17 protein-coding genes are annotated in these 21,893 nt (G+C 33.2%); 5 read left to right on the plus strand and 12 right to left on the minus strand.

Annotated features, from left to right (window positions below; all coding sequences use genetic code 11):
- Nucleotides 1-83 precede the first annotated feature (83 nt).
- From AB671_RS08810 to AB671_RS08820, 3 genes are all read right to left on the minus strand, one after another.
- Nucleotides 84-656 carry a helix-turn-helix domain-containing protein gene (locus tag AB671_RS08810; protein WP_066680305.1) on the minus strand — a complete coding sequence of 191 codons (573 nt, stop codon included), beginning with the start codon at nucleotides 654-656 and terminating at the stop codon, nucleotides 84-86.
- A 53-nt stretch (nucleotides 657-709) separates the two neighbouring features.
- Complete coding sequence (locus tag AB671_RS08815) at nucleotides 710-1,660, minus strand: hypothetical protein (RefSeq protein ID WP_066680307.1); 951 nt, start codon at nucleotides 1,658-1,660, stop codon at nucleotides 710-712.
- Nucleotides 1,661-1,763: 103 nt separating this feature from the next.
- Nucleotides 1,764-2,321, minus strand: a complete 558-nt coding sequence (locus AB671_RS08820) for an FKBP-type peptidyl-prolyl cis-trans isomerase (RefSeq protein ID WP_066680314.1) — start codon at nucleotides 2,319-2,321, stop codon at nucleotides 1,764-1,766.
- A 108-nt stretch (nucleotides 2,322-2,429) separates the two neighbouring features.
- Between AB671_RS08820 and AB671_RS08825 the strand changes: the two genes are divergently transcribed.
- Entirely contained in the window at nucleotides 2,430-3,431 is a 1,002-nt protein-coding gene (locus tag AB671_RS08825; RefSeq protein ID WP_066680315.1) for a catalase, read from the plus strand.
- A gap of 91 nt (nucleotides 3,432-3,522) precedes the next feature.
- Here AB671_RS08825 and AB671_RS08830 read toward each other — a convergent pair whose 3' ends face one another.
- From AB671_RS08830 to AB671_RS08860, 7 genes are all read right to left on the minus strand, one after another.
- Nucleotides 3,523-4,554 carry a TerC/Alx family metal homeostasis membrane protein gene (locus AB671_RS08830; protein WP_066680317.1) on the minus strand — a complete coding sequence of 344 codons (1,032 nt, stop codon included), beginning with the start codon at nucleotides 4,552-4,554 and terminating at the stop codon, nucleotides 3,523-3,525.
- Nucleotides 4,555-4,659: 105 nt separating this feature from the next.
- Nucleotides 4,660-5,271, minus strand: coding sequence for a TerD family protein (locus tag AB671_RS08835; RefSeq protein WP_066680361.1), 612 nt, complete (start codon nucleotides 5,269-5,271; stop codon nucleotides 4,660-4,662).
- A 204-nt stretch (nucleotides 5,272-5,475) separates the two neighbouring features.
- Nucleotides 5,476-6,399 carry a hypothetical protein gene (locus AB671_RS08840; RefSeq protein ID WP_066680319.1) on the minus strand — a complete coding sequence of 308 codons (924 nt, stop codon included), beginning with the start codon at nucleotides 6,397-6,399 and terminating at the stop codon, nucleotides 5,476-5,478.
- Nucleotides 6,400-6,438: 39 nt separating this feature from the next.
- On the minus strand, nucleotides 6,439-7,608 hold the full coding sequence (locus AB671_RS08845) for a toxic anion resistance protein (protein ID WP_185114115.1): 1,170 nt from the start codon (nucleotides 7,606-7,608) through the stop codon (nucleotides 6,439-6,441).
- 6 nt (nucleotides 7,609-7,614) lie between these two features.
- On the minus strand, nucleotides 7,615-8,169 hold the full coding sequence (locus AB671_RS08850) for a TerD family protein (RefSeq protein ID WP_066680321.1): 555 nt from the start codon (nucleotides 8,167-8,169) through the stop codon (nucleotides 7,615-7,617).
- Nucleotides 8,159-8,983, minus strand: coding sequence for a phosphoribosyltransferase family protein (locus tag AB671_RS08855; RefSeq protein WP_066680326.1), 825 nt, complete (start codon nucleotides 8,981-8,983; stop codon nucleotides 8,159-8,161). Before AB671_RS08855 ends, AB671_RS08850 begins: the two co-directional genes overlap by 11 nt.
- A gap of 8 nt (nucleotides 8,984-8,991) precedes the next feature.
- Entirely contained in the window at nucleotides 8,992-9,660 is a 669-nt protein-coding gene (locus AB671_RS08860) for an HAD family hydrolase (RefSeq protein WP_066680328.1), read from the minus strand.
- A 706-nt stretch (nucleotides 9,661-10,366) separates the two neighbouring features.
- Between AB671_RS08860 and fusA the strand changes: the two genes are divergently transcribed.
- Both fusA and AB671_RS08875 read left to right on the plus strand, forming a co-directional pair.
- Nucleotides 10,367-12,433 carry an elongation factor G gene (fusA, locus tag AB671_RS08870; protein WP_066680364.1) on the plus strand — a complete coding sequence of 689 codons (2,067 nt, stop codon included), beginning with the start codon at nucleotides 10,367-10,369 and terminating at the stop codon, nucleotides 12,431-12,433.
- A 310-nt stretch (nucleotides 12,434-12,743) separates the two neighbouring features.
- A complete protein-coding gene (locus AB671_RS08875; RefSeq protein WP_066680332.1) occupies nucleotides 12,744-13,679 on the plus strand; it encodes a LamG-like jellyroll fold domain-containing protein in 936 nt (311 codons plus the stop codon).
- A 64-nt stretch (nucleotides 13,680-13,743) separates the two neighbouring features.
- Here the strand turns inward: AB671_RS08875 and AB671_RS08880 are convergent, their stop codons facing one another.
- Nucleotides 13,744-15,282, minus strand: coding sequence for a SulP family inorganic anion transporter (locus AB671_RS08880; RefSeq protein WP_066680334.1), 1,539 nt, complete (start codon nucleotides 15,280-15,282; stop codon nucleotides 13,744-13,746).
- A gap of 717 nt (nucleotides 15,283-15,999) precedes the next feature.
- Here AB671_RS08880 and AB671_RS08885 point away from each other — a divergent pair.
- Nucleotides 16,000-16,419, plus strand: coding sequence for a transposase (locus tag AB671_RS08885; protein ID WP_066680336.1), 420 nt, complete (start codon nucleotides 16,000-16,002; stop codon nucleotides 16,417-16,419).
- A 23-nt stretch (nucleotides 16,420-16,442) separates the two neighbouring features.
- A complete protein-coding gene (locus tag AB671_RS08890; protein WP_066680365.1) occupies nucleotides 16,443-16,775 on the plus strand; it encodes a hypothetical protein in 333 nt (110 codons plus the stop codon).
- Between the two features lie 55 nt (nucleotides 16,776-16,830).
- Here the strand turns inward: AB671_RS08890 and AB671_RS08895 are convergent, their stop codons facing one another.
- The gene (locus AB671_RS08895) at nucleotides 16,831-21,642 is read right to left on the minus strand and encodes a DNA repair ATPase (protein ID WP_066680338.1); all 4,812 of its coding nucleotides are present in this window, start codon (nucleotides 21,640-21,642) and stop codon (nucleotides 16,831-16,833) included.
- Nucleotides 21,643-21,893: the final 251 nt, after the last annotated feature.

The following is a 21,893-nucleotide window of genomic DNA, read 5'->3' on the forward strand; positions in this document are numbered from 1 at the left end:
TTAATTTTTGACAAAGATTGAGAATAAACTGTTTTTAAATCAAAAAAAGAACCCGACAAAAACCCGACAATCATCTGTAAAACTTATATCATATTGAAATTCAATCTATAACGAAGACGTTGTCTCTTATCAATTTCGTAAGTGTTTCTCAAAATAATGTAAACATTAGCCAGAATTAAAAAGGTCATCGTTATCATAACAGATTCCCGACCTAATTTTAAGAGCACAATTAACATAAAAATGATCGGCAAAATAATCGCTAAAAATATTTGAAGTGAAATAATCTGTTTTACAATTTGAGATTTATTTTTTGTGAAAAGCATAATCAATAACGGTGGCAAAAAATTAGCAATTGGAAGCCATGCTACTGGAAGTGTTGAAAGATTAATCATTTTAACTAAACCGGAGTTAAAAGAATCGTCATTTTCTGTTACAATAATAAATTCATCAACTTTAATTTCTTCTTTTATCTTTTCAGCAATCAATAAATCTTTTTCAGAAACATTGAGACTTGTGGCCAACGTTTTCAATGTATAACCTTTCGGAATTGTGCCAGCCTCAATTCTTTGAATAGTTCTTACTGAAATTCCTGATCTTTCAGCTAATTCTTCCTGAGTAAGATTTTGTCTCTCTCTTATTTTTTTTAATTCCGACATTTTTTAAAGTAGATCAAAGCAAATTTAGGCATTCAAACATTTAGTATTCAAAATTACAAGATCAATTTATCTAAATCTAAAAGCAAATAATTAATGGTTTGATTGATCGTACGAGTTGCCGACTGCATTTGATTAAGCATTGCCGCACGATTGTGAAGGTCACCAGCACGGTAAAAACCTCCATCTTTGAAAATAACTGATTGATCTGCTTCATTTTTATCATCATCAAATTGATAGTGCAGCCATCTTTCTTTCATATTCGAAATAATAGAGTGCTTTTCTTTATTTGAAAACCTTTTCTCAGTATACATATACCAAATAAAAGGCGGAAAATTGGGAGATTCTAACTTCTCGTTCCAAATATCTCTCAATAGATTTCTTTGATGTATAAATTCTACTTTTTTACCTTTAGGATTTAATGTTGCCAACCCAAAAGCTGCTCCCAAAGTACCTCCAGAGATATCGATCGCATTGCTCCAACCATTGTCTTGTACGATCCCACCCGCAATTGAGGCTACCGCTCCGGCTGCAATAGAGTATAAAATGAGTTTGTTATTCCTGGAATCGTTTAAATTATCTACATAATTTCCAATTTGTGCTACACGCTCTCCTTCACAGTCAAATTCTGCGGCAACAGCGTCCAATTCGGTCAATGCAATTGTGATTTTGCTGTTGATCTTCATCTTTAGCTGCAAAACTTTCACCTGAGAACTCAATGATGAATCTTTTTTTAATTTCATAATTTCGTTCACTTCATCCAAATTATCCAAAGCATTTAAAACCAAAATACTCTGGTCAGAAAAAATACCTTTCAGCTGTTGATTAGCTGTAATTATAGAATCAGAATTATAAGAAGGTACTTTATTTTCATAATTATACTTGAAAGGCGCTTTGCAATAGCTGTCTCTCAAAGTAAGAATATTCTGTTTAATGACCTGATTTTTCTTTGAAACGCAGGAAGTCAACAAAATAAAAGCGGCAAAAATCGGGTATAGCTTTTTCATTAAAATTCAATTAAAAAAAAATATGAATCTTAATACTAAGATAGCACAAATAAAAAAATCCACCTGTAAACAGATGAATTTTAATTTATTTTTAATGGTGAGATTATTTAATCCCTAACAATTCTACTTGAAATACCAATGTAGAGTTTGGTCCAATCTCTTTACTAATCTGCTGATCGCCATACGCTAAATGCGGAGGAATGATCAATCTCCACTTACTTCCTACAGGCATTAACTGAAGCGCTTCTGTCCATCCTTTGATTACTTTATTCAACGGAAATGAAGCAGGAGTTCCTCTCTTTACCGAGCTGTCGAAAACTTTCCCGGCAATTGTAGTTCCGTGGTAATGGCATTTTACCATTGATTTTGGACCTGGTTTTGGGCCATCTCCTTCGGTCATAATCTCATACTGCAATCCGCTTGGTAACTGCACTACGCTTTCTCTTTTACCGTACTCAGCCATATATTCCTGGCCATCTTTCAGGTTTTTTTCCGCCAATTCTTTTTTCTTCTTAAATAACAAATCTGCTACTCCCATAATTTTTTTTACAAAGATAGGATTTAAGTTTGGAAGCTGGAAGCTGGAAGTTAGAAGGGCGATTTTTGAGTTAAATAAAATGGGGAAACGAATCAAAGCATCTAACTTCCAGCCAAATATCAATCTTTTATTATCGCTTCAAATTACATCAATAAAAACATTAAAAAATGTTTAACATTCTCGTAACGTAAAAGTAAAAACTTGGCGTTATCATTGAATTTTAAAAACTATATGCCAAAACCGTTACGATATAATAAGAACTTTGAAAAACTCAGCTATGAAGAAAAACAACTCTTGGAAGAAACCAAAAAGAGCATAGCCGATTTTGTGGAATACTCATCTACGATAAGTGACGTAAATTATGCTACAAGAAATGCCCACGCAAAAACCTATGCTGTTCTAAAAGGAGTATTTATCATCAATACAGATATTCCACAACATCTAAAATCAGTTTTTGATAGTGAGCAATATGAGATTACCGCAAGATTGTCAAATGCGCATTTGAAGATCAACAAAAGCAAAAAAGACTTTCCTGCCTACGGTTTTGCTATTAAAATCAAAGATGATTCGGGAAGAACAATCTCTAATTATCCTTTAGTTAATTTCCCTTTGTTTCCGGTGAATTCTGTTTCTGTATTTTTGAAGCTTTTTACTTCTCTCAATCGGTTTTTCGTGAAAAAACTGAGTAATTCTTTTTCGGTTTTAAAGCAGATTTACAAAGTAATTCCTTTTACTTTAAACCCCTCATTTTTGAAAAATGTGTGGATGCTTCTTTTAAACAAAAATAATTTTATGCTTTCTTTTGATTATCATTCTGTAGGAGCTTATCGTTTTGATGATAAAATGATCAAGATAAAAGTAAGCCCTAAAAACGTGGATAAAAATTTTGGTAAGAAGCAATCTGTAAAAGATGCTGTAGAATTTTTTTTCAGAACTCAAGACTTTGCAGCAGATGTTTATATTCAGTTTTGTTATGATCTGAAAGATCAGCCTATCAACAAACTTAATGTTGAATGGAAAAATTCCCCTTTCATCAAAATAGGAGAAATTAAAATTAAAAAAGATTCATTACTTAATCCTAAAGGCTGCGAGAATGAACTTCTATCTTTCAATCCTTTTGATAGTGCTGAGATCTTTCAGCCTGTCGGAAAAATTCAGAAACTCAGAGATGAAGCGTATAAAGTTTCGCTTCAAACGAGAAAGAAGATTAATAAGCTGTTGAAGTATAAATAATGTTGATAGTTGATAGTTGATAGTTGATAGCGAAAATAAGAAATAAAAAAGGCTTTACGATTTGTAAAGCCTATGTTTTAATTTGATTTAGTTATTCTTTTACTTCATCATCTTTCTTATCGGGAAACATAACAGAAATAAGTACCGAAAGCACCAAAACTCCACCTACAATTCCTAATGAAACCGGAGATGAGATATGATACCAAGGTGCAATTAACATCTTAACACCGATAAATGCTAAAATAATTGCCAACCCATAAGGTAGCTTGCTGAACATGTGAATGAAGTTTGCCAATAGGAAATACAAAGATCTTAATCCTAAAATTGCAAAAATATTTGATGTATAAAGGATAAATGGATCTTTTGAGATCGCAAAAATAGCCGGAATAGAATCTACCGCAAAAAGAACGTCTGTGAACTCAATTACCGCTACAACGACTAAAAGTGGTGTTGCCATTTTGATTCCGTTCTGAACGGTAAAAAACTTGTCGCCATCATAGTTGTCTGAAACTTTCCAGAAGCTTTTGATCAATTTTGCACCTGCTGTATCGCTGTAATCTTCATCTTCATCATCTCCGCCGTCACCCCAAGATTTGATTCCTGCATAAATAAGGAATAAACCAAAAAGAGTCATCACAACATTGATTCTCACTACATATCCCAAAATATCCATCTCAGGTAAATACGTTAAATCAATCAATTCAACACCTGCAAAGATAAAGATGGCTCTGAAAATCAGTGCTCCAATAATCCCCCAGAATAAAACTTTATGATGTAAGAATTTTGGCACTTTAAAGAAACCAAAAACCAATATAAATACGAAGAGGTTATCTACGGAAAGTGCTTTCTCAATCCAATATGCTGCTTGATACTGTGTAAACTTTTCTACTGCTATTGCGTGGCTCTCTGAGGTACCATCTGTATTGAAAACCCAGTACACAACTCCTGAAAAGACCATTGACAGCGAAATCCAGACAATTGACCAGATTGTAGCCTCTTTTGAAGAAACCTCATGACTTTTTTTATTGAATACTCCCAAATCGAGAAGCAACATGATAACAACCGTTATCGCAAAACCCCACACCAAACCAGGGTGCAGTTCTAAAATATTGTATTTTTCCACTTTAATTCTGTTTATTATATGATAAAAGCAATAACCGTAAATATACAGCTATTGCTAATGATTGTTGTCTAAAATAATACTATTTCAGACATTATTTTATAATTTTTACAAATATTTTTCCTGAACAGTCTTTACGGTCTGCTCCAGTTTTTTATCTGAAGTAGCATCTCCGATTGCATTGAATTTCCATTCGCCATTTCTCTTATAGAAAACTCCCATTACCATTGATACATGCCCGCTGAAAGATTTATCATTCGCAATATCATATTTGGCAAAAACCTCTCTTACATTCGTTGGGGTTCCTTCGTAAATTCTAATTGATGCAAAAGGAATCGTTCCGAAATCCTGACCTCTGTAGCTGTGCAAAACCATTGCTACATGCTCAACAGCAGGATCCAAATTAGAAAAATCTACGGTGATCACTTCATTATCTAATCCGTCATCACCATTCACATCACCGGTTAAATCGTCACCGCTGTGTTTTACAGAACCGTTTTTAGATTTTAGATTTCCAAAATAAATCACCTCAGTTGCATTTTTGTTTGAATCATACAAAATACAGCTTCCATCTAAGTCTACTGCTTCTTTTGAAGTTCCACCGAAGAAACTTTTCTTCTCGATAGCGCCCCAGTTGATTCCTACGCAAGCCTGGGAAAGTGTAGTCCCATTTTCTTTGGTAAGGTTTATTCTCTGACCTTTTTGTAAGTTAATAGCCATTATTTCTTTTTGTTTAGTTATTTTTTGAATCTCTGCTCCATTGCTCAATTTAATTTAAACGCAAAGCCCGCAAAGATTTTTGTTAAATCCGTTCTGCATATTTTCGTTCGCAAAGGCGTTTCACTCAGCTAAGAAAATTTACATACTTAAAAATATAGAGTAGAAAATAAACTTTTTACTTTTTACTTTTTACTTTTTACTTTTTTAATTATTTAAATTTAAATTAAGCATTGCCCGAAGAATATTGGTTTCTTCGTTCACATCAAATATTTTACTCATAATATCGATACTTTCCAGGTTTCTAAGATAATCTTTCAGAACTGCTATTACATCTTCCGAAAGCTCTTTCTTCCTCAATTCCATTGTTTCGTTGAGGTCTTCGTTCTTTCTTTTCAGCTGATTGATGATTGAAATCTGATTCGATTCGTTTTCATCAGTATTTAATACAGCTAAATCTTCATCATCTATCAGATACATTTTTTTTTCTTCTACATTAAAGATAAAATGCTCATCAGACTGAAAAATTTTAAACAACTCATATTCATCTCTTTCAACACGATATCCGCAGACAAAACGTACTTTAAAATTCTGAATATTGAGTTTCCCCAACAATTTTCTTTCAATACAGTAATCCTGATACTGGTAAAACGGAGCAGACTGAGGTTTCAGCTTATCTTCATCTACTTCTGTTCTGTAAAATTCTGCCGCATATTTTTTATGAAAATACAGCACGTCATTCCAGTTTAGGGTTGCTCTGTTTTCAGTAAGATCTTTATACAGATTTCTCAGATGTTCAGAAAAAATTCCGCTGTAGATCTTCCTGTCGGTTTCAAAACTGTCGGTCTTTTTTTCTTCAAAAGAAGCAATGTATCGGTTGTTGATATTAATTTCGTTAATAACAGCCAGCAAATCGTTTTCCTTTTTCTTTTTTATTTTGGTCAACAATTCAATCAGACTGTCGGTATATTGCAAATGAAAAAGTTCTAACTTATTGAAATCTAACGTCTGATTTTCATTAAATAAATTATGAATGACATCAGTTTTAATATAAATTGCAATGATATCAACATTTTCAAAGAAATTAGCCAGAAGTTTAAGCCTTGTTAATCTTCTTTTACTTTGAGACATTATGATTGCAACCTCCTCATTCACCTTTTTACCGTCTTATTACCCTCTGATGTTTGCTTTTAATTCTGATTCTAAAGTCTGAAGATCCTGATCTAGTTTTCTTCTGCTTTCGGTACCTTGTTTCTGGATTTGTTTCACTTCATTCAAGGTATTGATCAACATTGCGGTTGTTTCTTTTAACGTTTCAGCCGAAACAATAGTCTGCTCGTTTGCTCTAGCTACATTTCTTGAATTCTGACCCAAACGCTCTGCATTTTTCTTTAGAATATCTTCAGTGGTTTGCGAAACTTTCTGCTGAATCTCAATATTCTGCTGTTGTCTGTGCATGGCAACTGCTAAAGAAAGCTGATTTTTCCAAACCGGTAAAGTTGTCGTAAGAATGGTCTGTGCTTTTTCAGCAATTGAAACGTTGTTATTCTGCACCAATCTGATCTGCGGAAGAGACTGCATCATGATCAAACGAACCACTTTCAAATCAGCCAATCTTCTGTCTAACCTGTTGATAAAATCTCTCTTATCAGCGATTTGATAGTCAGCAAAATTCTGAACATTTGCTTCCATGTGTGCCAATTCAGCTGACGCTTTTTCCATTCTTAAATTTCCGGCGATTACCAGATCTTCAATCGCTTTAATTGAATTGACGTTGCTATCGAAAATAGTCTGTAAAACGGCATTATCTTTCGTTGAAGTAATAATTCCTGCATTTACTTTATGTGAGATCTGATCGATATTATTCGTGATCTTATCATATTTAGCGAAAAGATTATCAACCTGCGTCAACATTTTTTTCATAAAAGGAATTTTGCTTAAAAACCCTTTTACTCCACCGTTATTGATCTCGTCAACGTCAACATAGTTTAGCTCAACCAATAAATTATTGATCAACTCTCCTACTTCACCAGAATTTGATCTTCTTACATTCCCTAAGAAACTGTCACTCTGATTAGCTAAAGTTTTCTGTAATTCAGAACCGAAATTAACGATAGATCCTGGATTGGTCTCGTCAATCGCGTTAGCCACCATTTCGTATTTTGCACGATCAGCATCCTGAATCTGATTCAAATTTACATTACCATCCCTGTCCATCAGAACCGGTGGCGTTGAAGGATTTGCCTGGCTCGGCTGAGACGGCATAGGAGTAGGTTCAAATGTTTTTAAAGGCTCAATTGACTGCAATGATGGGTCAATTGGCTGATTTTGATTATCCATAATTGATTATTGATACATTGATACAAATTTATCCAGACCGTCTCTCTGACCGCTTCCTACAGCTTCAAATTTCCATTCTCCGTTTCTGTTGTAGATTCTTCCGAACTCTACAGCTGTTTCGATAGAGAAATCTTCGTCTAATTCATATTTCAAAATCTCTTCATTGGTCTCAGTATTAAAAATTCTGATGAAAGAGTTTCTTACCTGTCCAAAGTTTTGTCTTCTTGCATCTGCATCGTGAATAGTTACCACCACTGTAATTTCTTGTACTGCAGCATCAATTTTCGTTAAATCGATTTTGATTTGCTCGTCATCACCATCACCATCACCTGTCAAATTATCACCAGAGTGGATTACCGCTTTATCCGGAGACTCCAGGTTATTGTAAAAAATAAAATGATTATCTGAAACCAATTTTTTGCTGTCGTTCAACAGGAATAAAGAAGCATCTAGATCGAAAGCTCCACCTGTAGATGTATTATTGATATCCCATCCTAATCCGATGGTAAATTTTGGTGCATTTATATTTTCTCTTTGCCCTTTTTGTAAGTTAATTGCCATAATAGATTTCTGTTTGTGTTAACGTGTTTATATTATTTTCGTATTCTTTTATTAAATGATAGTTATTACTGATTGCAAGTTCTAATAAATCATCAATATGATGTTTTTTTATTTTAGACGTAAGATAATCAAAATTACTTGAACCTAAGCCCAAAATATATTTTACAATTCTCGTATTAAACTGAAAACTTTCTTTAGACATCACCTTTACAACGTCTTGCACATCTTTTACAGTATAATAATTAAAGAAATTTTCAATTTTAGGATCGATGTCAAAATTGGTAAGTTCTGCATAATACATGAACAGAAAATCTGCATTTACGTCATATTCATCAAGAATTTTATTCACTGTATATTCATGACTTCCCGTGATCTTAATATCATCGATAAAAATGCAGAGTTTTCCTCTTAAAAAATCTTTATCTAAATAGTAAGTATCATTAGCAATCAGGTTTTTACGGTCTTCAAAACTAAGATTTCCGTAATCTGTAGTGTAGGTATGATTTCTATTGATCTTAGACAATACACTCGACTTTTTTCCTTTCTGGAAAAGATAAAAATCAAGATATTTTTTAAAATAAAAACACAGGAAATTAGATGCCGTAGGAATCGCCATATACGGACTTGGTAAAACCACAATTTCTTTTTCGGTAGCTAAAATCTCTTGATGTTGACTGATAAATCCATCAAAAAGCTCTTTTGCAAATTTTTCTGCATAGGCTTTATCACCATACTTGAAATAGCTGTACTCTGCCGGCGAAAAAGTAAACTTCTCCGCAGAATCTATTTTATGTAAACTATAACGCTTGTTCATAATTAAATTTAATATTTGAGTAGGTGCGCACTAAAACCAAAATCTATAGCACCTTTATAATCTGCGATCGGGTTATCGCCAATATGCAAAATCTGATCCATTTGAAGTTCCTGATTTCTGATCTGATTTTTCACTTCCTGAAAAACCAAAGGATTCGGTTTAGAGCATTTGATCTCATCAGAATAAATATGAAAATCGATGTATTGATCAAGATTTTCGTTTACCAAAAACTTACGCATGGTTTTACCTTTGATGAAGCCTGTATTGCTCAGAATATTGATTGTCTTTCCCTGGTTTTTAATTTCATCAAAAAAATCATGCAGTTTATCAAAAATAACCACAGGTTTGTATTCTAAAAACAAATCTTCACTTTTTTGGTAAAATGTATTCAGAGTCTCTTTACTCAATTGTTTGATATCAACGTTTAATGAATTTAAAATCAGTAAATAAATCTCAAAAGTATCTACATTTCCACCGATTACTTCATTGATCGTATTGCACAAATCATCATAATATTTTACCGATTTTGCAACTTCATCAATGGGCTTATTCACATTAAAAAAAGACGAAAAAAGCTCAACTCTTTTTGCCTTAAATTCAGGATGAGATTTTATTAAAGTGAGCCACAGATCAAACGAAAAATGATCATGCTTATGAATGTCAATATCTGTTTTCAAAATATTATACGTTAATTGTGTTAGCTTTTATTGAAAAAGATCTTATTAATATTTTACATTTTTTTATCATCTCAATGTGTTTTAATTTCATTTCTTTCAAAGATAAAATTTTTCATTCAATCTTGATTTTTTTTAAGATTCTTTATGAGTTTTATTTAATAGCCGAAATTAATAATGATTTTACTTTTCCTAAAAATAGTATGAAAATTTTTGTCATTCAAATATTTTTTATAATTTCGCAACCGATTAACAATCAACAATGTCAACAAAAATGATAAATATAATTTCTTTAAGCAATCCTATCAGAGCTGTGTTCTTTGGTAGCACTAAATATTTATCTGAATAACGATCGTCCTTTATAAAACAAAAAATATAACGAAGGCCTATCTGTTCAGATAGGTCTTTTTTGCTACCCTACTTTCAGCTTTTCAATTATTCGAAAAACTTCTGTTGTTCGATGATGAAAGTTGGATTTTTTCTTTAAACGCGAAGTTTCTTATAATTTAGACTGTATATTTTCAGTGAGCAAAAAATAGCGACAAAGTCGCTGATGAAGTACGCTTCTTAAAATCAATTTTATTGATTTAGTCTTTGTCCTCTTAAATTTAGCTTAAGTTTTAATAAATCTTTGTGTCAAAAAATTCAAAAAAAATATCACTCAACAATATTTCAGAAGTTTAAAAATCAACAATTTAAATTAAACAAAATGAAATACAACACACGAAATATAGGGATAATAGCACACGTCGATGCCGGAAAAACCACACTCACGGAAAGGTTGCTTTATTACACAGGAATGATCCATAAAATCGGAAACGTAGACGATGGAAATACCACGATGGATAAAGATATTCAAGAGAAAAACAGAGGAATAACGATTTCATCTGCAGCGATTTCCACACAATGGAAAAAAGATCAGAATGTTTTTAATATCAATATTATTGACACTCCAGGACACATTGATTTCGCAGTGGAAGTTGAACGTTCTTTACGAGTTTTAGACAGCGTTGTTGCCGTTTTCTGTGCTTCTTCGGGAGTTCAGCCACAAACAGAAAACGTTTGGTTCCAAGCCGAAAAACATGGAATTTCAAAAATATGTTTCATCAATAAAATGGACAGAATCGGAGCTGATTTCTTTGCCGTTTTAAATGAAATCAAAACTAAACTCAATGCAATTCCTTTGGCTTTGCAAATTCCAATCGGTTCAGAAGACAATTTTGAAGGCATTATTGATTTAATTAAACAAAAAGCTTTGTATTGGATGGATGAAAACGGTGAAACAATTATTGAAAAGGAAATTCCTAAAAATCATCAATCAGAAGCCAACGAATGGAGAATCAAATTAATGGAAACTTTAGCCGAAATTGACGAAACTTTTTTTGAAATATTCATGGATTCTGAAACTGAAGTTTCTGAAGAAATGATAATGGAAGCCATACAAAGAACTTGTCAGTCAAGAAGTATAGTTCCTGTTTTATGTGGTTCTGCTTTTAAAAATAAGGGAGTTCAACCTTTACTTGATGCGATTGTCAATTATCTTCCTGCTCCAAATCAATTGCCTTTTGTTAAAGCAAAAGATGCGAAAACAGAAGAAACAATTGAGCTTCAAAGAAATGAGGAAGAAACTTTCTCAGGACTGGTTTTCAAGGTTGTGATTGATAAACACATGGGAAAATTGGCGATGCTCAGAATTTATTCAGGAAAGATAAAATCCGGTGATACGATTCAAAATGTGAGAACTGGCGAAAATTTCAGAATTTCTAGGATATTGCAGATGCAGTCAGATAAAACGCTAACAATTGAAGAAGGAAAAGCCGGAGATATTGTTGCCTTAACAGGAATAAAAGATGCGAAAACAGGAGATTCTTTATCATCCATTGAAAGACCTGTCTTGCTTGAATCTATTACGATTCCGGCTCCGGTTATTCGAGTTTCAGTTGAACCGAAAACGAATGCGGATGAAAAATCTTTCGGTTTGGTTTTAGCCAAAATTCAGGAAGAAGACCCTTCGTTGGTTGTTGAAAGAGACAAACAAACGGGAGAAACTTTATTGAGTGGTTTGGGAGAATTGCATCTTGAAGTAACTTTAGAAAAAATAAGATTGACTCATGGAATTGAAATCAATCAGGGAAAACCTAAAGTTTCTTACCGGGAAATTTTAACCGAAACCAGAAGGCACAGAGAAAAACTTTCCAAACAAAACGGTGGAAGCGGACAATTTGCCGACATTACTTTTGAAATTGGACCTCGTGAAGACAACGAGATTGGTTTGAAGTTTATCAACCAAATCAAAGGCGGTGTAATTCCGAATGAGTTTATTCCGTCTATTGAGAAAGGTTTCAGAGAAGCGATGGAAAATGGAACTTTGAGCGGAAATCCTCTGGAAAGTATGAAAATTACACTTTTGGATGGATCTACTCACAGTAATGATTCTCATGCTTTAGATTTTGAAATTGCAGCTAGAGACGGCTTCAGAGAAGTTGCAAAACAATGTAAACCGAAATTATTGGAACCAATCATGCAGATTGAAATTCAAAGCAGTGAAGAATATACCGGAGTTGTGACCGCAGATATCAACAAACGAAGAGGAATAATTACTTCGATTGATGAAAAATCAGGAAGAAAAATCTTCGCAGCGGAAGTTCCTTTAGCTTCAACTTTCGGATATATTTCGGACCTGAGAACGCTTACGAGCGGTAGAGCATCAATCAGTATGAAATTATCGCACTATGCTTTGGTGCCAGATTTCATAGCAAATACATTAATAACCTAAAAAACGAGGGCTGTAAATTTTATTTTGCAGTCCTTGTTTGGTTATTAGAAGCTTTAAATTATCATTCAGATTCTACTTCACCTATTATGCATATTATTCAAGAGATTTTAGATTAAGAATAATAAATTTCTTTAAAAATCCTCCAAGCGTAAATATTATTTTAAACAAAACAATAGACAATCACATATTTTAACAAATAAATCACAATTAAAACAACTATTATTGGATTAAAAATTAAAAATAATAGCAAAAACACAACAATTACTCAAAAACTATAAGTACATTTGAAAAACCATTAAAATTAATACTCATGAAAAGAATCTTTCTACTATCTTCAGTTCTATTTTCTTTATTCGCAAAAGCACAAACACCAAGTTATGTTCCGTTTTCAGGATTAGTTGCCTGGTGGGGTTTTAGCGGCAGTGCAATCGATTACAGTGGGAATTCAAATGATTTAACTGTCAATGGAGCAACGTTGACGGCAGACCGTAACGGAACCGCAAATTCAGCCTACGCTTTCAACGGAAGTAGCGGACATTTAACAAGATCCACTCTTTCTTACAATTTTGCACAAAGCGGAACTTATTCAATATCATTCTGGATGAAAAAAACCGGAAATTCTGAAGGCGTAGCAATGATGAGTGGCTCAAACACAGGAGGCAACTTCATTTGGCTTCTACAATGCGATGCTACAAAAACTATTTTTGGAACCAATAAACAAGGAGAATCCTGGACTTGGGCAAACGGACCCAATTATTCTACCACCGCATGGGAACATTTCGTAGCCGTTTACAACGCTCAAACCATGCAGCTTTACAAAAACGGAACCTTAGTAGCAACCACTACGAACACCTACACCAACTCAACATCAGCCGCAATGCCTTTTTATATTGGAAGAGCGATTGGCGGTGGAAATATTGCTGCAAGTATTGATGATGTAGGAATTTGGAGCAGAGCACTTTCTACAACTGAAATTGCACAATTATACAGCAGTAATCTTTCAACAAGTGATATAAAATCTACAAAAGCCAATATCAGTATTGCTCCAAACCCAGTAAATGATATCCTGTATGTAAATATTCCCTTAAAAGGTAAAAATACATACAAGATTATTGATGTTAACGGCAGAGCAGTATTAAAAGGAGAATTAAATGATTCAAAAAACATTAATGTTTCTCTTCTTACAAAAGGAGCCTATTTCCTTGAAGTTGAAGGCATATCTAGTTTAAAGTTTATAAAAAAATAACAAATAAAAACCGCTTCAATTTGAATTTTGAAGCGGTTTTATTTTTATCAATCATAATCCTCAATCATTTCTGCGGCATCACCTTATAGGTAGGATCTTCCTGAATATTTACGTCAATTACTGCTTCAGCATTTTTCAACATTTTCCAACAATCTTCGCTAAGATATTTTAAATGTAATTTTTTGTTTTGCTGAGCATATTTTTTAGAAAGCTTGTCTAAAGCGTCGATTGCACTCATATCAACAATTCTGCTTTCTTTGAAATCAATAACCACTTCCTCTGGATCATTTTCAGGATCAAATTTATCGGTAAAGGTGGTAACAGAACCGAAAAAAAGAGGTCCAAAAATCTCGTAATATTTTACACCATTTTCATCAATATATTTTCTTGCACGAATTCTTTTGGCATTATCCCAGGCAAAAACTAGGGCTGAAATAACCACTCCAATTAAAACAGCTAAAGCCAGATTGTGCAACACTATCGTGATTAAAGCTACTGTAATTCCCACAAAAATATCTGATTTTGGCATTTTATTGACAATCCTAATCGAAACCCATTGAAATGTACTTATTGCAACCATCATCATTACACCCACCAAAGCAGCCATCGGAATTTTTTCTATAAACGGAGCTCCGACAAGGATGATAATTAAAATAGTAATGGATGCAATTATTCCAGAAAGTCTAGCCCTTGAACCGGCATTTAGATTTACCAAAGTTTGGGCAACCATTGCACAACCTCCCATTCCACCGAAGAATCCGTTTGCAATATTAGCTAAACCCTGAGCGACAGATTCTTTATTGGCACTTCCTTTTGAATTGGTAATTTCATCGACCATTGACAGCGTCAAAAGAGATTCTATCAAACCAACACCCGCCATAATCAAAGCATAAGGAAAAATAATCTGCAAAGTTTCTAATGAAAAAGGAAGCTTTGGGATATGGAAACTTGGTAAACTACCACTTATATTGGCAATATCGGCCACTGTCTTCGTATTAATTCCAAAGCCTAAAACGATTCCAAAAACAACTAATATCGCAACTAAAGAAGCAGGAACTACTTTTGTTATTTTTGGAAAAAAATAAACAATAACAATCGTCACAGCCGTTAAACCCAACATGATATATAAAGATGTTCCTTGAAGCCAATTGACAACTCCGTTTGCATCGACAAATTTAAACTGCTCCACTTGAGCCATAAAAATAATGACGGCTAAACCATTTAGAAAACCATACATTACAGGCTGCGGAATGAGTCTAACAAATTTTCCTAATTTAAAAATCCCTACAAAAAGCTGTAAAACTCCGGCTAAAATTACGGTGGCAAAGAGATATTCTATTCCGTGAGATTGTATTAACGCAATTAAAACAACGATTGTTGCTCCTGCTCCGCCGGAAACCATTCCTGGACGGCCACCCAAAACCGCAGTTACCAACCCCATCATGAAAGCTGCATACAATCCGACTAATGGAGAAAGCCCTGCCAAAATTGCAAATGAAAGCGATTCAGGAATCATGGTCATCGCAACGGTAAAACCAGCTAAAACCTCATTTTTAAGATTTATTTTTTTGGAAAAGTCAAATAAAGCTAAAGACGGCATCATTATATATTATAATATTATTGAAAATTACATAAATTAATTATTAAATATAAAATAGTTCATAAATAAACTATTTTATATTTTCATTTAATCAAAAAAGAATTTTATTATTCCTTTTGCAAAAATAAGACTTCTCAATTACTATTAGGTCAACAAAGATTACTATTCATCAACTGTTGAATTGTATTGTATTGAAAATGTATAAGAAAGAAGTAATATGAATTTTGATAACATTGCATTATACCCTATTTTAACACCCTATTATCAACATAAATTAAATTTTATTAACGTACGAATAAAAAAATAATAGTGATTTATTCGTCTTTTTTTTTTAAATTTGAAGAACAAATAAGACAAGTATTAATTATACTTGAACAATACTATATTAAATCGTCTAGTATAACAGCGATAGAGAATTTTTAATAAATTTAAGTAAGGTCAAATTTTTATTAAATCACTCTTTAAGTAATTGTTGTAAGATATATAGATTATATATATAATTTTATATTTTGTTTGTAAACCAATCACAAAACACAAATTGCTGAAAATCAATTTTTTACAATCAACCAAACATTAAATATTGTAAAGTAATTAGACAGCTATTTTTAAGAGCAACTCACAACCATGTAGAAATTGTTTCACAATTTAATTACAGGGCTCTCAAAATCATTCATTTACTCCACAAATACGATTAATTTAAAAAAAAGCGATTATCAATAAATGTTATACAAAAACATACATATAGGTAAGTACATTAAGGAAATGGTAGACCACAAAAACATTTCTATAGAAAGAATCTGTAATTTTCTTGCAAAAGATGAAGAATTTGTTGAGAACATATACGAAAGCAAATCAATAGACACAGATATCTTATTAAGATGGAGCAAACTGCTAGAATATGATTTTTTCAGGTTATACAGCTCACATTTGATACTATATGCTCCTCCAGCAGCACTAAACAAAACCGATACCTCAAAGTCTAACAAAACACCACAATTCAGAAAAAATATTTACACTCAGGAAATAAAAAATTTCATTTTAAGCAAAATCGAGTCTGGCGAAATGACCCAAGCTGAGGTAATTAGAGAATATTCTATTCCAAAGAGCACATTACACCGTTGGATTCAGAAAAAAATATAATCAACCAAAATCACACTATTTTTATGAGACCAAATTACAACAGGATCTACCAAGATCTTTTACAACAACAGTATCCGGAAAAGCTGGAATGCCCTAAAATTAAAGAACATTTAAGCAGATTAGACTCAACGGAAGAGATTTTAAAGCTGAATCAAAGACTTTTTAAACAAAACAAAGAGACTTCTAAAACCAACCAGCAGCTTAAAACCTACGACAAAAAAACCATGATGAAGCTTCTGACTTATCAGAAAAAGCACGATTTCTCTACCAGTTTTATGTCGAGAAAATACAACATCAGCCGAACTACTTTTTCTAAATGGAAAAAAATACTTGAAAAAGAGCTTCAGCCAATTTAAAAAAGTATAACAAAAAAAACACTACATTTTCAGTAGTGTTTTTTTATCATCCTTTTCAATTTTTATTTAAAACATCTTTTATTCCATCGAGACCTTCGCTGAATTGAGCTAATAATGCAATCACCTGCATCATTCGGTCATTTTCACCTAAACCTTTTATTGCTTTATTCTTTACAAAAGTTTTTTTAATTTCTTGCCAACGCGAATTTTCATCTTCCGAAAGTATATTCATCAATTCCTTCAATTTAAGCATATTCGCTTCTGCTCCGGTTGTTAATGTTTGAGATTCATTTTGGTAATGATTTAAAACAATCTGCAGTACTTCTTCCTCTTTTAAAATCGGCTGAATCTGTGTAATGAGTTTATTCATATTTCGGTAAGAACCCTGTAGTTTGAAAGATGGTTCGTTACGATAATCATCAGACATCGCTGCAGAAGTAATGTATTGTTTATTGACTTTCAAAACAATATTTCTTACTTTCAAGATGTTTTCGAGTACCTTTCTAAAATCTGAAATTTCGTTTGAACTAAAATTTCCTGCCAAATCTACATTCGGAGAATTGGACTGAACACTGTCATACAAATGATACAGATCTTCCATTCCAAACTGAGTCAATCGGGTAAGATAATCATTTGACATTAGTGAATTTTCAATCAAACTTAAATCAAACAACTCAGTTTTATTGCCTGAAATTTCGCCTAAATTATAAGTATCGGAACGGTTTGCCAACATATCAGGAATTTTGAATTTCTCACCGCTTTCAGTGTAAGGATTTCCGGCCATCACCAAACAGAATCGCTTTGACCTTAAATCATAGGTTTTACTTTCACCATTGTAAATCCCTTCAATCTTTCGCTGTCCGTCTGCCAAAGAAATAAATTTCTGCAAAAACTCAGGATTACAATGCTGAATATCATCAAGATACAACATCACATTATCACCCATTTCTAAAGCTAAATTCAACTTTTCAAGTTCCTGTTTTGCTCCTGCATTTTTTGCTTCGCTCGGATCTGTGGAAACAATATCATGACCAATTGACGGGCCATTGATCTTCATGAAAACCAATCCCATTCGATCTGCCATATATTCCATCAACGTAGTTTTTCCGTAACCAGGAGGCGAAACGAGGAGCAACATTCCCATTCTGTCGGTACGTTTATCATTTCCTACTGTTCCTAATTGTTTAGCCAAATTGGCTCCAATCAACGGAAAGTAAACATCATTAATCAATCTGTTTCGTACAAATGAACTTAAAACCTGAGATTTGAAAGTATCAATTTTCAGACTTTTCTTTTTATCATTCACCCATTTTGCTTTCAATTCCTGAAGCTGTTTGTATTTTGGAACAACCACTCCATTGAAATGAGTTAGGCGAGCTGTAAATTCATAATAATTTAAACTATAGTCAAGATCTTTTTCTAAAGATTTCAAACCTTTAAGAATCGTTTCATAAGCGATATGAAGGATATTTTTAGCATCGAAATGCTGCGTTACAAAAAACACAGCCGTTTCTTTTTTAATATCATCTTCAAAATTGAGTTCTGAATTAAATAAAAAGGCATTCAAAGCACTTTCAGCAATAGAAAAACAAGCAGCTGGATACTTTTTCAACACATCGAGCTGATCGATAAATTCGAGGTCTTTCCCTTTTTCTTTGAGATCTTTTAAAAATGATTCATATAATAAACCTGCTTTTTCTGAAACTAAAAAGGCAGATTTGTTTTCTTTTCTTAAATAAAGTGCAGCATTCAGACAATTTACCTCAGCAAAAAGATGATTAGCCAAAGCAAATGATTTTATTTCACTCGATAATTCATCATTAAGATACTGAAAACCCCTATCCGTCGTAAATGATTTTGAAACCAATGCTGCAGCGTCAAACTGTTTCTGATAATACTCTTTTTTTTCTTCATTCAGAAAATACCATAATAATTGCGCTAAAGCCCGTTCTTTCGGAGTAAACTGCATCAACCCCAATTCATTATGCATTTGCTGAAGTTTTGAAACTATCGTCAATGCATCTTCATCGTGAATTCCTTTCACCAAACCTTCCCCAAAATGCTCCGTCATAAACTGCTGAATAGCATTTCGGTTCAGGTCTTCTGTATTGATATTTTTATTCAGTGAAAAAACATTCCACGCTAAATATTCGAAACGTTTTACATTAGAATTTTCAGAAATATATTCCTGATTCCAGACTTCTTTATAATCTGAAATGGTTTCAAAATTCAATGGCTCATAAAATCCGGTTCCTGTCAAATGATAATAATACTGCGCATTTCTCAACACCAAAGTAAGATCTAATTTCTGACGGTTTACAGCAAATTTGTAATCACCTAAAGCAATCACATTGTCACCGTCGGCATAGATTTCTTTTTTATCCTTAAGCTTTCTGACCGCTTCCTGCTGAGAAGTTTTCAATAAAGTCTGAATTTCTTCCGCTTTTGCAGAATCCTCAAAATCCATCAACTGTCGGGAAATATCTCTGATTTTTTCAACCATTAAATCAGTTGCAAAATAGCCGTGGATTTCGTTTTCAGAATCAAAAGACTCAGATTTTGTCTGAACAGATTTTAAAATTCGTTGTGCAGAATCGTATAAACTCTGCGTACGTTTGTTTCGGAATTCTGTTAACTGAACTCTTTTATTCTGAAAATGACCGTAAACCTCTTCTCTTTTTTCGCCAATTTTCTCGATAAATTCATCAAAATCAACAAATTTTGTTTCCATTTCCTCCAACTGGATGGAAAGTTTGGTTAAATATTCATCACATTTTTCCGGAGTTTGAGACAATTCAAGAAAGTTAATCACTGATTGATCAAACAACGTCATTTGCGCCTGAAAATCTGCAGATAATTCTTTACCTGAAATTTCTCTTTTACGTTTTGAAAGCTCTAATCTTTCCTGATTTAATCTTGCAAAAATCACCGAAATATTTTCAATAATCTGCGTAGATTGTGAAGTGTCTTCAATTTTTAAATTATTGACAATATCCACCAAAAGCTCAAGCTGTCCAGATAAATTATTGATTTCTTCCTCAATGGTTTTAGCATCGATTGCTTTCTGTAAATTGATGATATTTTCAGAAATCTGCTGCGCTCTGTTTTGATAAGGCAACAAAGAATCTTCCTGAAGCAGGAAATTCACACAGGCATTTGAAAGTTCTTCTGAACGCTCTGAAAGTGATTTTTCTAAAGAATCAAGAATAGCAACATCAACATATTTCAGATCTCTTGCTCCGATAATTTCCCCGCGCAAAGCTCTGATTTGCGAAAGCATATCAATATACTCCGTCAGTTGAGAATAGTTGATTCTTTTGGTATCGTCTAAAATCTTATCAACTGCTGCTTTGATTTTTTCAACTGCTTCAGAAGTATTTTTTTTCTGCTCGACAACCTTTTCATATTCATTAATAGCAGAATGAGCGATATTCCTGATTTCCTTTAAAGGCTGATCGAGATTTTCAACCTCATCATCACCAAGGAAATAATAGGCATCCAAAATAGTAGTGGAAAGCTTGACAATATCGTCGTACAGTCCGCTGTAAGAATCTTTTTTATTTAAAAGCGTGATCAGCTCCTGGCTTTCCGCCATCACCCTTACAATATCTTTATTCCCGATTTTATAAAGAAGCGTATCCGATTTTTCGGTATTCGGTAATAATTCTTTCGAATATGGAGTCTGCCAAATCTGAGCTAAATGATGTTTGGTAGTCTCAAGAGTTTCTCTGAGATAAATTAATCTTCCATCATTTAAAATAGAAAAACCGCTGCAACGAATCGGTGTCTCGATAGTTTGTGTAATGATATTGTACGAAATCAGCTGATAATTGTTGGTTTTATCATCATAAAAAACATACATGAAATTTTCACCATTCGGCTCCGGAATCGTTTTCAGATAATGAAGTCGATTCTGATCCTGAGAAATCACCTTTAAACCTCCCGTCTGCAAAGCATAACCGTTTGAGAAAAGCACCCCCTGATTTTCCGGAAGCAAAACTGCCGAATACTTCAAAGTATCAACTCTTGAAACTATTTTTTCTTTATGATTATAAATAAAATAACGCTCAGATTCCTGATAAGGTTTAATTTTAAATAAAACCAGATTATCAAGATCACAAAAATGAATTTCGGCATCGTCGAGGTTCTGATCTTTATGAATAACATCTTCAGAATAAATTCCTTTTCCGCTATCGGTATTGTCTTCAATTTTTATCGTGATGTCACCGCCAATCGACTCTACAAAAACTTTATCAGCCAAAGAAACGTGCGGAAATTTTCCACTTCGCTGCATATCTCTCGTTGCTTTCGTCCATGCGAAACCATGTTGTGGCGGATAAGTCACCTCCGAAGCACTTCGAGAATCAATATAAACCAACTTATCTTCTTTAATCAGCCATTTAAAAGCTTTGATATCGGAAGTACTTTCAGATAACTGAAAAACCATATACAGATAGTTTTCGGTAAAATGAAAGCGTGCAAAAAAAGTATTTCTGTAATATTTATAGAGGTTTTTGAACTCGTCGATAAAAACTTCATCTCCAATTAAAGAAGAGTCCTGCGGTTCAAAACGATCGTTATTAATTTTATATATTGAAAAAACATCAGTGATATTGATCTCCGTCTGTAAACCCAAATGCGCATTAGAACCAAAGATCAAAATATCTTTCAGTGAGAAAATATCTTTGGCCACGCAGTTGTGCTCCGTAGAAATTCTTTCGTTGGCAATAAGTGAAAAATCTACACCACCGAAAATTTCTTTACGGTTTTCATTAAGCTTCTGAAGCCTTTGAATGAGATCATTTTTTTGCTCATTCAAACGGTTCTGAATTATTTCGTATGTCCCTGAATTTAATTGTTCTGACATATTTTAGATATTAGATGTTAGATGCTAGACTTTAGACTACCATCATACTGTTAAAAACATTTATTTTTTTAATCATTAAGGCTTATTAAGTAATTAAGAGTCTTTAAGTTTAGCTTCGCTTTAAGGTTGACGCTTATAAAAATCTAGTGATTTTCTGAACTTAACACCTTAATAATTCTTAATGATTAAATTTTTAAAATTCATATTGAAAAAAACTCTCAAAGCATCATTGAAAATCACACAATGAGAGT

Source organism: Chryseobacterium sp. BGARF1 (assembly GCF_001677955.1).
Classification (GTDB): Bacteria; Bacteroidota; Bacteroidia; order Flavobacteriales; family Weeksellaceae; genus Chryseobacterium.

Coding starts and splice junctions, on each gene's coding strand:
- AB671_RS08845 (WP_185114115.1), bottom strand. CDS start 7,608: ATGGATAATCAAAATCAGCCAATTGACCCATCATTGCAGTCAATTGAG.
- AB671_RS08890 (WP_066680365.1), top strand. CDS start 16,443: ATGAGACCAAATTACAACAGGATCTACCAAGATCTTTTACAACAACAG.
- AB671_RS08835 (WP_066680361.1), bottom strand. CDS start 5,271: ATGGCTATTAACTTACAAAAAGGTCAGAGAATAAACCTTACCAAAGAA.
- AB671_RS08840 (WP_066680319.1), bottom strand. CDS start 6,399: ATGTCTCAAAGTAAAAGAAGATTAACAAGGCTTAAACTTCTGGCTAAT.
- AB671_RS08850 (WP_066680321.1), bottom strand. CDS start 8,169: ATGGCAATTAACTTACAAAAAGGGCAAAGAGAAAATATAAATGCACCA.
- AB671_RS08880 (WP_066680334.1), bottom strand. CDS start 15,282: ATGATGCCGTCTTTAGCTTTATTTGACTTTTCCAAAAAAATAAATCTT.
- AB671_RS08815 (WP_066680307.1), bottom strand. CDS start 1,660: ATGAAAAAGCTATACCCGATTTTTGCCGCTTTTATTTTGTTGACTTCC.
- AB671_RS08895 (WP_066680338.1), bottom strand. CDS start 21,642: ATGTCAGAACAATTAAATTCAGGGACATACGAAATAATTCAGAACCGT.
- AB671_RS08885 (WP_066680336.1), top strand. CDS start 16,000: ATGTTATACAAAAACATACATATAGGTAAGTACATTAAGGAAATGGTA.
- fusA (WP_066680364.1), top strand. CDS start 10,367: ATGAAATACAACACACGAAATATAGGGATAATAGCACACGTCGATGCC.
- AB671_RS08855 (WP_066680326.1), bottom strand. CDS start 8,983: ATGAACAAGCGTTATAGTTTACATAAAATAGATTCTGCGGAGAAGTTT.
- AB671_RS08825 (WP_066680315.1), top strand. CDS start 2,430: ATGCCAAAACCGTTACGATATAATAAGAACTTTGAAAAACTCAGCTAT.
- AB671_RS08810 (WP_066680305.1), bottom strand. CDS start 656: ATGTCGGAATTAAAAAAAATAAGAGAGAGACAAAATCTTACTCAGGAA.
- AB671_RS08875 (WP_066680332.1), top strand. CDS start 12,744: ATGAAAAGAATCTTTCTACTATCTTCAGTTCTATTTTCTTTATTCGCA.